This is a genomic window from Ochrobactrum sp. BTU2, assembly GCF_024539785.1.
Classification (GTDB): domain Bacteria; phylum Pseudomonadota; class Alphaproteobacteria; order Rhizobiales; family Rhizobiaceae; genus Brucella; species Brucella anthropi.
This window is the reverse complement of the sequence record NZ_JAHWRG010000004.1, coordinates 1-13809: the sequence shown is the minus strand read 5'-3', so window position 1 is coordinate 13809 and position 13809 is coordinate 1. Positions and strand designations below refer to the sequence as shown.

Genomic DNA, 13809 nt, shown 5'->3' with positions numbered 1-13809 from the left:
TATACGCCTTGCCGCTTGCACTTGCTACTGCCCCGCCATACGAACAGGGAAAAGGAGCATCGCGCATGGCACGCTGGCTGACAGTGATCGGGATCGGTGAAGATGGACTGGATGGGCTTGGGAAAACGGCCCTCGCGGCACTCAATTCCGCTGCGGTCATTTTTGGCGGCAAGCGTCATCTGGATTTTCTGAGTGGCGATATCAAAGCTGAACGCGTGGCCTGGCCATCTCCATTAGACGAAGCTTTCGCGATGATTGAGGCATATCGCGGCCAGCCGGTGGTTGTGCTGGCAAGCGGCGATCCAATGTTTTTTGGTGTGGGAGCGACTTTGTCCCGGCATTTCTCGCCAGAGGAAATGCTTGTTCTTACCTATCCGTCCTCTTTTTCGCTTGCTGCTGCACGCATGGGCTGGCCGCTTCAGGATGTGCGAACGGTCAGTGTGCATGGTCGCCCGTTCGAGCTTTTGCTCCCGCACATTCTGCCTGGCGAGAAACTTCTTGTGCTCAGCAATGACGGTTCGACGCCAACCAAAGCCGCGGCAATCCTCAAGGACAAGGGTTTTGGCCAAAGCCTGATGACGGTGCTTGAACATATTGGCGGGCCGAAGGAAGGCCGGGTTCAGGGTTCCGCCGAAAACTGGTCGCACGGGCGATGTGCCGATCTCAATGTGCTGGCGATTGAATGTGTCGCTGCGCCGGATGCGCGCGCGTTTTCTCCCGTCGCTGGCCTGCCCGATGAAGCGTTTGAGAATGACGGACAACTGACCAAGCGCGACGTTCGTGCTGTCACTCTATCGCGATTGCAGCCATTGCCGCGTCAACTGCTTTGGGATGTCGGCGCCGGTTGCGGATCGATCGGCATTGAATGGATGCGTGTTCATCCTTCATGTCGCACGATTGCCATAGAAGCGAGTGAACAGCGGCAAACCATGATCGAGCGAAATCGCGCGGCATTGGGGGTTCCGGGATTGCAGTTGGTCAAGGGCGGGGCGCCCTGTGCACTGGAAGGGCTGGAAACGCCGGATGCGATCTTCATCGGCGGCGGTGTAACGGATGACGGCGTGCTGGAAGCCTGCTGGAACGCGCTGAAACCGGGTGGCAGGCTTGTCGCGAATGCAGTGACCTTGCAAAGCGAGATGCTGCTTTTCAACTGGCGTGAGAAATTCGGCGGAGAATTGACGCGTCTTGGCGTTGCGCAAGCGGGCGCACTTGGCTCTTTCGATGTCTGGCGACAGGCACTGCCCGTCACAATTTATTGCGGGTTCAAATCGAAATGATGACTTGAATAGTCATGTTATATTCGGGTAAGGCTGGGAAAATTGTTTCCCAAAGGAGGACGGGGCATGTCCGAACTCAACGCCAATACCCGCTTTGCGCTCACAAATGCCGGTCATGTGGTCAATCAGCTCCTCGATCATTTTGTCGAGCATGCCGACGTGCATCGGCAGGGCAGCACGGCCAAGCTGGTGCTGAGCTTCGGTCAGGCTGATGTGCAATGGGATGATGAAACGGTTAGCGTCGACGTCAAAAGCGAGGACGAAACCGGTCTTGCCTATATGAAATATTCCATCGCCGAGCATGTGCTGGAATTTCTCGACAAGGGCAGCGCCAAACCGAAGATTATCTGGGAAGGTGATGGGGCCGCTGGACTACCGCTGCCTTACTTCCGCGAGATGCAGGTCGTCGCAGTATCGAACGTAACGCCGCATATGCGTCGTATTCGTCTGAAGGGCGACAACCTGTTCCGCTTCTCGCAGTTGGGCCTTCATATCCGCCTGCTGTTTCCTCCAGAAGGTCTGGCCAAGCCGCAATGGCCCACAACCGGCGAAGATGGCCGTCCTGTCTGGCCGGATGGCGAAGCCAAGCTTGCCACACGTGTCTATACGATCCGCAACATCGATAGCGTAGCCGGCTGGGTGGATATCGATATGGTCGTCCATGGCGATGATTGCGATGCGCCGGGTTCCGGCTGGGCTGTCAGTGCCAAGCCGGGCGATATTGTCGGGATGACGGGTCCGGGCGGTGGTGATGCAGGCGATGCGAAGTGGTATCTGCTTGCGGGCGATGAAACCGCGCTACCTGCCATCGGGCGCATTCTGGAGCGTCTGCCGGAAGGGACCAAGGCGGTCGTGCGCGTCGAGATTGGCAGTGCTTCGGAAGAGCAGGAACTTGTCTCGCGAGCTGATGTCGATCTGCAGTGGCTGAACCGCGACGGTGCGGAAGCCGGAACGACGACATTGCTGCAGGATGCGGTCCGCGCAGTCGAACTACCGGAAGACGAGGATGACATTTACGTCTGGGCCGGTTGCGAGTTCAACGCATTCCGGTCGATCCGCACCTATATGCGCAAGGAACGTAATATTGCGAAGGATCGCCAGCTTATTGTCGCCTATTGGCGGCGCGGGCAGGATGGCGACACACCGCGCAAGGCATCCGACGATTGATGCAATGAAAAAGGGGACCGGCAGGTCCCCTTTGTTTTTTCGCATGTCTTTATCCCAAAGCTGGTTGCCCCTTCTGGGAGACAAGCTTTTGCATTATCTGCGGAAGCCTTCGCTGGCCCGCATCAGGTTCTTCGTATAGTCGGCATGGATATTGCCGCTGACAAGATCGTCTGCCTGCAGCTGTTCCACGACCTCTCCATTACGCATGACAGCAAGCCGGTCGCACATATGGGTCACAACGCCAAGATCGTGGCTGACCATGACGAAGGTCAGGTTGCGGTCACGCCGAACCTGTTCGAGCAGGTTCAAGACTTCCGCCTGAACCGATGCATCGAGCGCTGAGGTCGGCTCATCGAGCAGCAATATGCTGGGCTCAACGATCAGGGCGCGGGCAATGGCGATACGCTGGCGCTGGCCGCCTGAAAGCTGGTGCGGATAGCGAAAGCGGAAGCCGGAACCGAGGCCGACTTCATCGAGCGCCTTCACGATGCGCTGTTCCGTGTCGCCGACGCCATGGATGGCAAGCGGCTCCAGCAACAGTCGATCCACGGTCTGCCGGGGATGCAGCGAGCCGTAAGGGTCCTGAAACACCATCTGGACATTGCGATAGAATGCCTTGTCGCGCGGCGTCTTCAGCAATTGCCCGTCTATGCGGATTTCGCCGTCTTCAACGGGTGCCAGTCCTGCAACGGCACGCAGCAGGGTCGACTTGCCGGAACCGGATTCCCCCACGAGACCGTAGGATTCGCCACGCGCTACGTCGATGCTCACCGATTTCAGCGCATGGAAATGGTCGAAATAGACGTCGATATTGTCGACGCTCAGTGCAGATGCCGTGCTCATAGTTTCCCCTGTCATAGCTTCCAAGCCTCCTCGCGCTGCAAGGTTGGCAGGGGATGGCGATCGGCTCCGATTTTCGGCATGCAGTTCAGCAATCCTTGCGTATAGGGATGTTTCGCATTGGCGAGGTCCTTTGCCGCAATTTCCTCCACGATCTTGCCCGCATACATGACGATAACGCGGTCGCAGAATGAAGAAACGAGGCGCAGGTCGTGGCTGACGAAGATCAGCCCCATGCCGCGTTCGGCAACCAGTCTGTCGAGAATGCCGAGCACTTCAAGCTGAACCGTCACGTCGAGGGCCGAAGTTGGTTCGTCGGCGATCAGCATTTCCGGCTCGGCGACCAGCATCATGGCGATCATGACGCGCTGGCCCATACCGCCCGAAACTTCGTGCGGATAAAGGCTCATGACGCGTTCAGCATCACGAATCTGCACGGCTTCGAGCATGGCGATTGAGCGCTTGCGGATTTCATCGCTGCTGAATTTGCCATGGGCCTTCAGCGTTTCGGCGATCTGCTTGCCGATGGTCATGACAGGATTGAGCGAATATTTCGGGTCCTGCAACACCATGGCGATGCGGCCACCGCGCAAGGCGCGGCGCTCACGAGCCGACACATTAAGAAGATCGATGCCATCGAACTCAAGTTTCCTGGCAGTGATCTGCGCATGGAGCGGCGTGAGTCCCATGATGGCGCGACCGGTCTGGGATTTGCCAGAGCCGGATTCGCCAACAATACCGAGACGCTCGCGGCCAAGCTCGAAGCTGACACCGCGCACGGCCTCGATTGCGCCTGTGCGCGTCGGGAAGGTGACGCGCAGGTCATCAACAGTCAGAAGAGGCTTCATTGGTTGTTACCCCGCGGATCGAGCGCATCGCGCAGGCCATCGCCCAGAAGATTGAAGCCAAGGCTGACGATGAGGATCGCGATACCCGGCATGGCGGCAACCCACCACTGGTCGAGAATGAAGCGGCGACCGGAAGCGATCATCGCGCCCCATTCCGGCAATGGCGGCTGTGCGCCGAGGCCGAGGAAGCCGAGGCCTGCTGCCGTCAGGATGATGCCTGCCATGTCGAGCGTCACACGCACGATCAGCGAAGATGTGCAGAGCGGCATGATGTGGCGTACGACGATGCGGATCGGCGAAGCGCCCATCAGGCGAACGGCGGAGATATAGTCCGAGTTGCGCACAGTGAGCGTTTCCGCACGCGCAATACGCGCATAGGGTGGCCATGAGGTGATCGCGATGGCGATGATAGCATTTTCGATGCCGGGTCCGAGAGCAGCAACGAAGGCCAGCGCGAGAATGAGCTTCGGGAAGGCAAGGAAGATATCGGTGATGCGCATCAGTACGGCATCGACCCAACCACCGGCATAACCGGCGACAGTACCGACCAGAAGGCCGATAGGCGCGGCGATGATGGCGACCAGCAACACCACATAGAGGGTGAGGCGGGAGCCATAGATCAGACGCGAAAGAATATCGCGGCCCTGATCGTCGGTGCCGAGCAGATAGCCGGGTGTTCCCGGCGGCAGCAGGCGGGCATTGGCGAGATCGCCGATAACCGGCGAATGCGGCGCCAGCACATCGGCCAGCGCTGCGACGACGAGCAGGCCGATGATAATCAGAAGGCCGAGGACGGCCAGCTTGTTGGCGGTGAAACGCCGCCAGACCATATAGGCGCGGCCAAGACGGGCCTGGGTGCGCGATTGGGGTCGCTCGGTAAGCAGCCATTCACGCCATGAGAGGTTGGAAATATCTGTCATTTGGCTCATCGTACGCGCGTCCTTGGATCGAGAACCCGATAGAGAAGATCGGACACGAGGTTGAGCGCGATAAAGACCGACCCGATAACGATAGTGCCACCGAGAACGGCATTCATATCAGCGTTTTGGAGGGAATTGGTGATGTAGAGTCCGAGGCCGGGCCAGGAGAAGATGGTTTCGGTCAGAACCGAACCTTCCAGAAGTCCGGCATAGGAAAGCGCAATCACAGTCACGAGCGGGACGGCGGCATTGCGCAGCGCATGGCCCCAGATGATGCGGGTTTCCGAAATACCCTTGGCGCGAGCAGCAACGATATATTCCTGTTCCAGCTCATTGAGCATGAAGGAACGGGTCATGCGGCTGATATAGGCCAAGGAGAAGTAGCCGAGCAAAGCCGACGGCAGGATAAGGTGGGAGACGATATCCTTGAGAGCTGGCCAGTCGCGCTGGATGATCGCGTCGATCAGGTAGAAACCGGTGATCGGAGTGAACGTGTATTCGAATGTGATGTCGATACGTCCGGGACCCGAGGTCCAGCCGAGCCGCGCATAGAAGATCAGAAGTGCCAGCATACCGAGCCAGAAGATCGGCACCGAATAGCCAACGAGGCCGATCACGCGCACAATCTGGTCGACGAGGCTACCACGCTTCACGGCGGCGAGAACGCCGAGCGGAATGCCGAACAAAGCGCCGATGATGGTGCCGACGGTAGCGAGTTCCATGGTCGCCGGGAAAACGCGGCGAATGTCGGTCATGACCGGATTGGTCGTCAGTACCGAAGTGCCGAAATCGCCTTGCAGCACGCCCTTAACGTAAAGATAGAACTGCTGGTAATAGGGCAGGTTGAAGCCCATCTCTTCCCGCACGCGCGCCACGACATGCGCAGGAGCACGGTCGCCGACGATGGCAAGCACGGGGTCGATCGGCACCACACGGCCAATAAAGAATGTGACGGCCAGAAGGCCCAGATAGGTCGTGATGACGATAACCAGAAAGCTGGCTAACGACGCGGCAAGGACCGTTGAACGCCGGGGCGCTCGCCTTACCTTTTTCGTGGTTACAGTGTTACTCAATGTTTTGACCGCTTCCGACAATGAGAACATTTCAGAACAGGGGTGATCTGAAGTCCCAGTCATCTTTGCTTGAAAAGCCCTAGAACGGTTTTGATGAGCCGTTCCATTTCGTGTTGTGACGCATTTCCGGACACGAAAAAGGTTCGCTGGAAACGCTCTGGAGCGGCTTTCCTTTTTGATTCAGAAAACCGCTCCATCTTCTTGTTTTTAGGCCGATTCAGCGCATGAAAAACTTTCATGCGCCAAGGCGTGACCGACTATTCCTTGCTGACGTTCGCCAGGAAGTTGGAGTCGAATGTCGGGCCGAGCTTGTAGCCCTTCACGTTGCCGCCAATGCCGGCAACTTCAACCTGCTGGAACAGCATGACGAACGGGCTCTGGTCGAGAGCTTCCTGTTGAAGCTTCTTGTACTGTTCAGCACGCTTGTCGTTGTCGCGTTCCAGAAGAGCTGCCTGCGTCTGCTTGGTTAGTTCCGGGATGTCCCAGGCGTTGCGCCATGCAAGCGTCTTGGTCGATGCGTCGTCGCTATTATCCGGGTTGCTGGTGAAAGCTTCGGCGTTGGAATTCGGATCCCAATAGTCCATGCCCCACTGGCCGATATACATGTCGTGGTTACGGGCACGATACTTGGTCAGCGTCTGCTTGCCGTCGCCGGGGATGATTTCGATCTTCACGCCAGCCTGAGCCGCAGTCTGCTGGAAGGATTCGGCAATGCCGGTGACCGGCTGGCCGTTACGGACGTCGAACGTGACCGAGAGACCGTCCTTCAGACCCGCCTTGGCGAGAAGTTCCTTCGCCTTGGCAACGTCGAGCTTGTAAGGCGCAGCATCGAGAGAACCAAGAACGCCCTTTGCCTGATAGGTCTGGCGGATTTCACCAATGCCCTTGATGAGGGTCGAGCCGATTGCATCATAATCGACCAGATATTTGAACGCTTCGCGAACTTCCGGCTTGGCCAGATTTGCGTTCTTCTGGTTGAGGCTGATGTAATAAACCGTGCCCTTGGCAGCGCTGGCGGTCGTCAGCTTGTCGTTCTTCAGAACGGCTTCGTAGTCGCCCGGCTCCAGATTGCGTGCCACATCGACGTCGCCGGATTCAAGCATCAGGCGCTGCGTCGCGCTTTCCTTGACGTGACGATAGAAGACGCGCTTGAGCTTGGCCTTTTCGCCGTAATAATTGTCGTTGCGTTCCAGAATGACGACTTCATTGGCGCGCCATTCGCGGATCGCGAACGGGCCCGAACCTGCCGACTTGGTCTTCAGCCATGCGTTGGCATAGTCGGTGTCGTATTTGTAGTCGTCGGTCGGCGTAACCTTCTCGGCGTGTTCTTCGAGGAGCTTCTTGTCGACGACAGCAGCGACGGTCGCGGTCAGGCAGTTCAGCACGAAGCTTGGTGCATACGGCTTGTCGACGGTGAAGACGAAGGTAGTATCGTCAACAGCTTTCGCCTTTTCGTTGACGTTATCCTTGGTCAGGCCGAACTGGGTCAGGATGAAGGCCGGGCTCTTGTCGAGACGCACGGCGCGTTCGAAGGAATAAGCCACGTCAGCGGAGGTAATCGGGTTGCCGGAAGCGAACTTGATGTCCTTCTTCAGCTTGAACGTATAGGTGAGACCATCGTCGGAAACGGTCCAGCTTTCAGCGACGCCCGGTATGACTTTCGACGTGTCGTTGATATCGAGGCGAACGAGCATGTCATAAGCGTTGCCGATGAATTCGGCCGGGCTCAGTTCGAAGGATTCTGCCGGGTCCAGCGTGATCGTGTCATCGATGGCCCATGCCTGAACCAGCGTGTCGGCTGGCGTGGCCGACCAGGCTGGATTTGCGGCCAGTACGGCGGCAAGTGCTGCACCCGCAGCCAGAATACGAAAACGTCCGAAATGCATCATGTTGAGAGTCCCCTTCCTATGATTTTGTTTGGGATTTTGTCTTTGTTTTTTCGCACATCTTGTTCCGAAAACCGTTTCACACTTTTCGGGATGCGCACCAGATCAGGCCGCTTCGTGCCAAGCCTGTTTCAGAACCCGTACCCAATTGCCCCGGCAAAGTTTTGCTAGCTCTTGTTCACTATAGCCCGCTTTTCGCAGTGCATCGACAAGGTTTTGCGTGCCTGCGGCATCGCCGATTTCGGCTGGAATTGTTGCGCCGTCATAGTCCGAACCGAGCGCTACGCAGTCGATGCCCATGCGTTCAACCATGTAATCCACGTGGCGAACTACATCGGACAGCGGCGTGTTGGCGTCTTCCTTGCCATCGGCGCGCAGCATCGTCGTGGCGTAGTTCAGTCCGGCAAGACCCTTGCTCTCGCGGATCGCATCAAGCTGACGGTCGGTCAGGTTGCGGGCGACAGGGGTGAGGGCGTGTGCGTTGGAATGGCTGGCGACCAGCGGCTGATCGCTCAGTTTGGCCACATCCCAGAAACCTTTTTCGGTGATATGCGCCAGGTCGATCAGAATGCCCTTGGTGTTGCACGCTTTGACCAGACGCTTGCCTGCATCGGTCAAGCCCGGGCCAGTATCGGGGCTCATCGGATAGGCGAATGGAACACCGTGAGCGAAAACGTTGTTGCGGCTCCACACCGGTCCGAGTGAACGCAAGCCGGCAGCATAAAAGACCTCAAGAGCAGCCAGATCGGCATCGATGGCTTCGCAGCCTTCCATGTGCAGCACGGCGGCGAATGTGTCGCTGTTCAGCGTTTCGTCAAGGTCGCGGCCATTGCGGCAAAGCTTCCAGCCTCCGGCAGCTTCCAGCTTCAACGCGATGGCGGCGATTTCGAGAGCGATGTCGAGGGAGGGACTACGTTCCAGCGGCACTGAAAGTGGCGTTTCGTAGTGGCCATTGGCATCCGGCTTGCCCAGTTCGATATGCTCGCCCGAAGGTATGTAGATGGCGCATATTCCACCGGCGAGACCGCCTTTGCGCGAACGGGGGAGATCGATATGGCCGATATCCGTCCCGTCGATAAATTCCTTGATCGGGTCTTGGCCCTTGCGGGCATTTTCCCAAAGCCGCAGAAGGACATCGTTGTGTCCGTCAAAAACGCGCTGCATTCTTTCATTCCTGACTGCATGGTCTGCGACAGCAGAGCCACATATCCAAGTGTTCAGGCGCGAGGAGACAACACGGCAAGGTAAGATAACCTCCCGATATGGTGGTTGAGCTTTTCGCTCTTATTGTTCCCCGCACTTCCACTGCCAATTTATAATCGGTTAGTGCCTGTCGGAGTCAAGCCATCGAATGACGTAGTCAGACTGCGAAATGAAGATAAATTTATGCAAAACGAAAGGGCTGCGCTATGAAACGCAGCCCTTTGTGCAAATGCAGAATTGCTTGATGCAAAAACAGAATGAAGTTTCGCATCGGATCGCGGGGCCTCAAGCATTTCCTGTTTCGCTTGAATCGTCGGAAATGCTCTAGCTGCTTGTTTTTAAGCATGTCCTTATCCCGAAACCGGTTCCCACTTTCGGGAGACATGCTCTAGAACTTGTAGTTCAGACCGGCCTTGATCGAATGGTTCTTCAGATTGTTGCGCTGTTCCACGCCGTTGACGCGGGACTTCACGTCGTTAAAGCGCTGGAAGTCATATTCGGCCTTTACGGAAAGCGGGCCGCTCAGGGCCTGTTCAACGCCAGCGCCAACCAGTGCGCCACCTTCCCAGCCCGGAGCCGAGGTGGTGTTGTCCTTGGCCTTGAAGCGGGTCACGCCGTAACCAGCCGTGCCGTAAACGAGCGTCTTGTCGAAAGCATAGCCGACCTTGCCCTTGGCATTGCCGTTCCATGACTGCTGAAGGCTGCCGCCATTGCCGATGCGATGTTCGGCTTCGGCGAAGTTTCCTTCGAGTTCTCCGCCAAACACGACATTGCCGCTCTGCATGTTTTTGCCCACGACAACGCCGCCAAGAGCACCAGTGCGGTTGGTGAAAGGACCGGGAACCCTGGACGAAGAAGCGCCGACCTGTGCGCCGATATAGTTGCCGGACCAGTCATGCGGGCCTGCGGCGACAGGATCATTATAGGAATAGTCGGTTGCTCCCATCATGTCGGCAGCGAAAGCCGAACCTGCAAAAGCAACGATTGCGGCGCCAAGCGCCACTGCGGTGATAGAACGCTTCAACATTTTTTACTCCGATTTTCCCGTCTGGAAACGCTGGCGGGAAACATGCCTGAATTCATTATATCCATCGAAAGGCTGTGCCTTCGAACTGGCTCTCGTCTCACCTCTGATTGTGTCCAAATTTAAGAAAATTCGAGCGATTTCCATGCAATGCGCAACCATTCTTCGCGCTATGCTTAACAATCGGTAACTGCTGGATGCGGAAATTTTTGTTAGATCAATCCCAGTCCACGGAAGCTGGCATGGCCGTGCTTTCCGACAATGACATGATCATGCACCGTGATGTTGAGTGCTTTGGCAGCGTTGACGAGCTGCTTGGTCATGTCGATGTCGGCGCGCGATGGTGTCGGATCACCGGAAGGATGGTTGTGGACCAGAATAATGGCGGTGGCGGAGAGTTCCAGAGCCCGTTTGACCACTTCGCGCGGATAGACCGGCGTGTGGTCCACCGTGCCTGTCTGCTGGACTTCATCGGCAATCAGTTTGTTCTTCTTGTCGAGAAACAGGATGCGGAACTGCTCGCGGGTCTCATAAGCCATGGCCGCAGTGCAATATTCGATCACCTTGTTCCATGAGCCGAGTACTTCGCGCTCCATGACGGTGCTGCGCGCACTTCGCTTGGCGACAGCCTCTACAAGCTTGAGTTCATGCGCCACAGTAGGACCGGCGCCGGGAACTTCGGCAATCAGCTTTTCGGGGGCGGCCAGTACTTCGGCAATCGAGCCGAACCGCATCAGTAGAGCTTTGGCGAGCGGCTTGGTGTCGGCGCGGCGAATGGCGCGAAACAACAACATTTCGAGCAGTTCATAGTCCGCCAGCGCATCGGGAGTATCCCGAAAGCGCTGTTTGAGACGATCACGATGTCCGGCATAATGCGGCTTGTCGATCTTCGGCGTCAGTTGAAGTGTATCACTGAAACCGGGCAACTCAGTGTTACCCGGCTCATTCTTGCTCTTTGCCATCCTGTTTAAACCCCCGCAAAAACAGACCAGACAATTATCGAGGCGATATCTCTTCGCCGTTATCTCATGGAAGATGGGCCGAAGACATTGGCCGGAGAGAGTGTAAATATCTCGCAGCCATCCTTCGTAACACCCACCGTATGTTCATATTGTGCCGTCAGCGAACGGTCTCTGGTAACCGCGGTCCAGCCGTCGGCGAGGACCTTCACGTGCGGCTTGCCGAGATTGATCATCGGCTCGATCGTGAAGATCATGCCTTCCTTGATCTCGACACCTTCATTCGGCGTGCCGTAATGGAGGATATTCGGCGCATCATGGAACAGCTGCCCTACGCCGTGACCACAGAAATCGCGCACAACGGAGCAGCGCTCGCCTTCGGCAAAAGTCTGAATTGCGGCGCCGATAGCGCCGGTTTTCACGCCAGGCTTTACGGCGGCAATCCCACGCAGAAGGCTTTCATAGGTGACTTCAAGCAGCCGCTCAGCGGCGCGCTTGATTTCGCCTACCGCATACATGCGGCTTGAATCGCCGTGCCAGCCATCAAGGAGATAAGTCACGTCGATATTGACGATATCACCCTCGCGCAGTGGCTTCTCGTTCGGAATGCCATGGCAGACGACGTGATTGATCGACGTGCAGGTTGATTTCGTATAGCCGCGATAGTTCAGCGTTGCCGGAAACGCGCCGTGATCCATGCCGAACTCGAACACGAAGCGGTCGATTTCATTGGTGGTCACGCCCGGCTTGACGATATCGTTGAGGGCATCGAGACAGCGTGCCGTCAGGTTGCAGACCGTGCGCATACCCTCGAAAGCCTCGGGGCCATAGAGCCTGATCTGGCCCGTATATTTCATGGGTGCGCTTGTTGCTTCGATATAGGTTACCATCACTCGATCCGTCTTAGTCTACTCAATTGGCACCAGCTCACTGGCATCAATGCTTTTGTCCGTTATGTGGCACCGAACGGCCCAAGCCTCAACCCCGTTTGCACGCGCACGTTCAAAAGCGCGTGCGTAAGTGGGGTCGAGATCACCCGAAATGCTGAATCTGCTGCAATCGTTTCGCTGGATAATAAACAGCATCACGCCCCGATGACCAGCGGCAACAACGTCGACGAGTTCATCAAGATGTTTTGCGCCTCGCGCCGTCACCGTATCGGGGAATTCCGCTAATCCGAGCGTGCGAATAAAGTGTACATTCTTGACCTCGACATAGGCTCGCTGGCGCGGACCGTCATCCAGCAATAGGTCGATGCGCGAGTTGCGGCCATATTTCTGTTCACGCTTGAGGCTGGCATATCCTGCGAGGTCAGGAATAAGACCGTTGAGGATTGCTTCTTCGGCGATCCTGTTCGGCAAGCCGGTGTTCACGCCGACCAGTGTGTTATCCGCTTCGACGATCTGCAGCGTATGGGCATATTTGCGGTGAGGGGCATCCGAAACACTCAGCCAGACGCGAGAACCTGGAGCGGTCAATCCGAGCATGGAGCCAGTGTTGGGCACGGAAGCAGTGATGAAGCGCCCATCGTCAAGTGTGACGTCGGCCAGAAATCTTTTGTAGCGGCGTTCCAGCCTGCCGGTAACCAAAGGTGTTTGAAAAATCATGCGTCGATTTAGAGTAGTTCGCCGCGTGCGCGAAAGGCTTTTCTGATTGCGTTGCGAAATTAGTCAGTGAACGAGAGCAGTTGGCCTAGAACAGCGCCTTAACGACGTCGGCCCAGCTCATATCCGCACCGAGAACCATTGCGGCTGCAACGAGGCCGGCGCCGAGAAAGGTGAGGGTGGTTCTTGTTTCGCTTGTCATTATTCTTCCCCATCAAATCACTTGTTCGAAGTTGGGAAGAATTTCGCGGGAGAATTTGCCCGGATTGTGATGCGATAATGGCTATTCCGGGCAATTTGCGGGCTTTTTACAGATAGGGTAAACGCCCCCCGCTTTTGTTACTGTTTTACCCAATTGAAGACGAGTTCCTCGCGGAAAGCGAAGCGGACGACGTGACTTGCCACGACCTCTTCGAGGCGGGCGAGGTTTTCTTCCGAGGTTTCAACCGTTGTGGTCAGTTTTTCCGCATCGGCATCGAGAATCACGAGACGATTCTCGCCGAGATCGATGGTGCCGTGTTCCGGCGTGAATTCGACTGCGAATTTGTGCGCCCAATGTTTGCAGAGCTGCTGAAGGTAGCGGCTGGCATGGGCGGTGGGAACGATTGCTGTTGCTTTCGACATTATGCTGTCCTTTCGAAAAGGTTGCAGCCCGGCGCGTAACAGCATCCTGGCAATTCAGCCAGTAATATTTGCGTCAATTCTAAAGGAAAAGAAAAACCAGCAATGGTACGCCCAAGGGGAATCGAACCCCTGTCTGCGCCGTGAAAGGGCGCTGTCCTAACCGCTAGACGATGGGCGCCTGCTGGTGTGGGGCGCTTATAGTCAGGAAATTTCTGACATGCAAGCCCCTTTTTTCACCTGTCTGTGAATAAGTTCAGGTAGCACGAAGCGACGCCAATCAGGCGCTAATGGATTGAATTATAAGGGAAAAAGAAAAACCAGCAATGGTACGCCCAAGGGGAATCGAACCCCTGTCTGCGCCGTGAAAGGGCGCTGTCCTAACCG

Annotated in this window: 13 protein-coding genes and 1 tRNA gene; 2 read left to right on the top strand and 12 right to left on the bottom strand. The window is 56.7% G+C overall.

The window, feature by feature from the left end; genetic code table 11:
• Positions 1-65: 65 nt before the first annotated feature.
• Together cbiE and KWJ32_RS12515 are read left to right on the top strand one after the other, a co-directional pair.
• The gene (gene cbiE, locus KWJ32_RS12520) at positions 66-1277 is read left to right on the top strand and encodes a precorrin-6y C5,15-methyltransferase (decarboxylating) subunit CbiE (protein WP_151609975.1); all 1212 of its coding nucleotides are present in this window, start codon (positions 66-68) and stop codon (positions 1275-1277) included.
• A gap of 66 nt (positions 1278-1343) precedes the next feature.
• The gene (locus KWJ32_RS12515) at positions 1344-2444 is read left to right on the top strand and encodes a siderophore-interacting protein (RefSeq protein ID WP_151609973.1); all 1101 of its coding nucleotides are present in this window, start codon (positions 1344-1346) and stop codon (positions 2442-2444) included.
• A 93-nt stretch (positions 2445-2537) separates the two neighbouring features.
• On the opposite strand, the gene KWJ32_RS12510 is transcribed toward KWJ32_RS12515, so the two are convergent.
• From KWJ32_RS12510 to KWJ32_RS12455, 12 genes are all read right to left on the bottom strand, one after another.
• A complete protein-coding gene (locus KWJ32_RS12510; RefSeq protein WP_040129229.1) occupies positions 2538-3287 on the bottom strand; it encodes an ABC transporter ATP-binding protein in 750 nt (249 codons plus the stop codon).
• An 11-nt stretch (positions 3288-3298) separates the two neighbouring features.
• Positions 3299-4132, bottom strand: coding sequence for an ABC transporter ATP-binding protein (locus tag KWJ32_RS12505; protein WP_151609971.1), 834 nt, complete (start codon positions 4130-4132; stop codon positions 3299-3301).
• Positions 4129-5061, bottom strand: coding sequence for an ABC transporter permease (locus KWJ32_RS12500; RefSeq protein ID WP_012091882.1), 933 nt, complete (start codon positions 5059-5061; stop codon positions 4129-4131). The genes KWJ32_RS12505 and KWJ32_RS12500 overlap by 4 nt, the downstream gene beginning before the upstream one ends.
• Entirely contained in the window at positions 5058-6125 is a 1068-nt protein-coding gene (locus tag KWJ32_RS12495) for an ABC transporter permease (RefSeq protein WP_040130111.1), read from the bottom strand. Before KWJ32_RS12495 ends, KWJ32_RS12500 begins: the two co-directional genes overlap by 4 nt.
• 257 nt (positions 6126-6382) lie before the next feature.
• The gene (locus KWJ32_RS12490) at positions 6383-8014 is read right to left on the bottom strand and encodes an ABC transporter substrate-binding protein (RefSeq protein ID WP_012091884.1); all 1632 of its coding nucleotides are present in this window, start codon (positions 8012-8014) and stop codon (positions 6383-6385) included.
• A 102-nt stretch (positions 8015-8116) separates the two neighbouring features.
• The gene (locus tag KWJ32_RS12485) at positions 8117-9175 is read right to left on the bottom strand and encodes a dipeptidase (RefSeq protein WP_012091885.1); all 1059 of its coding nucleotides are present in this window, start codon (positions 9173-9175) and stop codon (positions 8117-8119) included.
• 427 nt (positions 9176-9602) lie between these two features.
• A complete protein-coding gene (locus KWJ32_RS12480) occupies positions 9603-10241 on the bottom strand; it encodes an outer membrane protein (protein WP_010659869.1) in 639 nt (212 codons plus the stop codon).
• A 209-nt stretch (positions 10242-10450) separates the two neighbouring features.
• On the bottom strand, positions 10451-11200 hold the full coding sequence (radC, locus tag KWJ32_RS12475) for a DNA repair protein RadC (protein ID WP_151609967.1): 750 nt from the start codon (positions 11198-11200) through the stop codon (positions 10451-10453).
• 59 nt (positions 11201-11259) lie between these two features.
• The gene (gene map / locus KWJ32_RS12470; protein WP_010659871.1) at positions 11260-12087 is read right to left on the bottom strand and encodes a type I methionyl aminopeptidase; all 828 of its coding nucleotides are present in this window, start codon (positions 12085-12087) and stop codon (positions 11260-11262) included.
• An 18-nt stretch (positions 12088-12105) separates the two neighbouring features.
• Entirely contained in the window at positions 12106-12804 is a 699-nt protein-coding gene (sfsA, locus tag KWJ32_RS12465) for a DNA/RNA nuclease SfsA (RefSeq protein WP_151609965.1), read from the bottom strand.
• Positions 12805-13140: 336 nt separating this feature from the next.
• Positions 13141-13425, bottom strand: coding sequence for a DUF2218 domain-containing protein (locus KWJ32_RS12460; protein ID WP_010659874.1), 285 nt, complete (start codon positions 13423-13425; stop codon positions 13141-13143).
• Positions 13426-13528: 103 nt separating this feature from the next.
• Positions 13529-13603 (bottom strand) — tRNA-Glu (locus tag KWJ32_RS12455).
• Between the last annotated feature and the right edge of the window lie 206 nt (positions 13604-13809).

Coding starts and splice junctions, on each gene's coding strand:
- cbiE (WP_151609975.1), top strand. CDS start 66: ATGGCACGCTGGCTGACAGTGATCGGGATCGGTGAAGATGGACTGGAT.
- KWJ32_RS12515 (WP_151609973.1), top strand. CDS start 1,344: ATGTCCGAACTCAACGCCAATACCCGCTTTGCGCTCACAAATGCCGGT.
- KWJ32_RS12510 (WP_040129229.1), bottom strand. CDS start 3,287: ATGAGCACGGCATCTGCACTGAGCGTCGACAATATCGACGTCTATTTC.
- KWJ32_RS12505 (WP_151609971.1), bottom strand. CDS start 4,132: ATGAAGCCTCTTCTGACTGTTGATGACCTGCGCGTCACCTTCCCGACG.
- KWJ32_RS12500 (WP_012091882.1), bottom strand. CDS start 5,061: ATGAGCCAAATGACAGATATTTCCAACCTCTCATGGCGTGAATGGCTG.
- KWJ32_RS12490 (WP_012091884.1), bottom strand. CDS start 8,014: ATGATGCATTTCGGACGTTTTCGTATTCTGGCTGCGGGTGCAGCACTT.
- KWJ32_RS12485 (WP_012091885.1), bottom strand. CDS start 9,175: ATGCAGCGCGTTTTTGACGGACACAACGATGTCCTTCTGCGGCTTTGG.
- KWJ32_RS12480 (WP_010659869.1), bottom strand. CDS start 10,241: ATGTTGAAGCGTTCTATCACCGCAGTGGCGCTTGGCGCCGCAATCGTT.
- radC (WP_151609967.1), bottom strand. CDS start 11,200: ATGGCAAAGAGCAAGAATGAGCCGGGTAACACTGAGTTGCCCGGTTTC.
- map (WP_010659871.1), bottom strand. CDS start 12,087: ATGGTAACCTATATCGAAGCAACAAGCGCACCCATGAAATATACGGGC.
- sfsA (WP_151609965.1), bottom strand. CDS start 12,804: ATGATTTTTCAAACACCTTTGGTTACCGGCAGGCTGGAACGCCGCTAC.
- KWJ32_RS12460 (WP_010659874.1), bottom strand. CDS start 13,425: ATGTCGAAAGCAACAGCAATCGTTCCCACCGCCCATGCCAGCCGCTAC.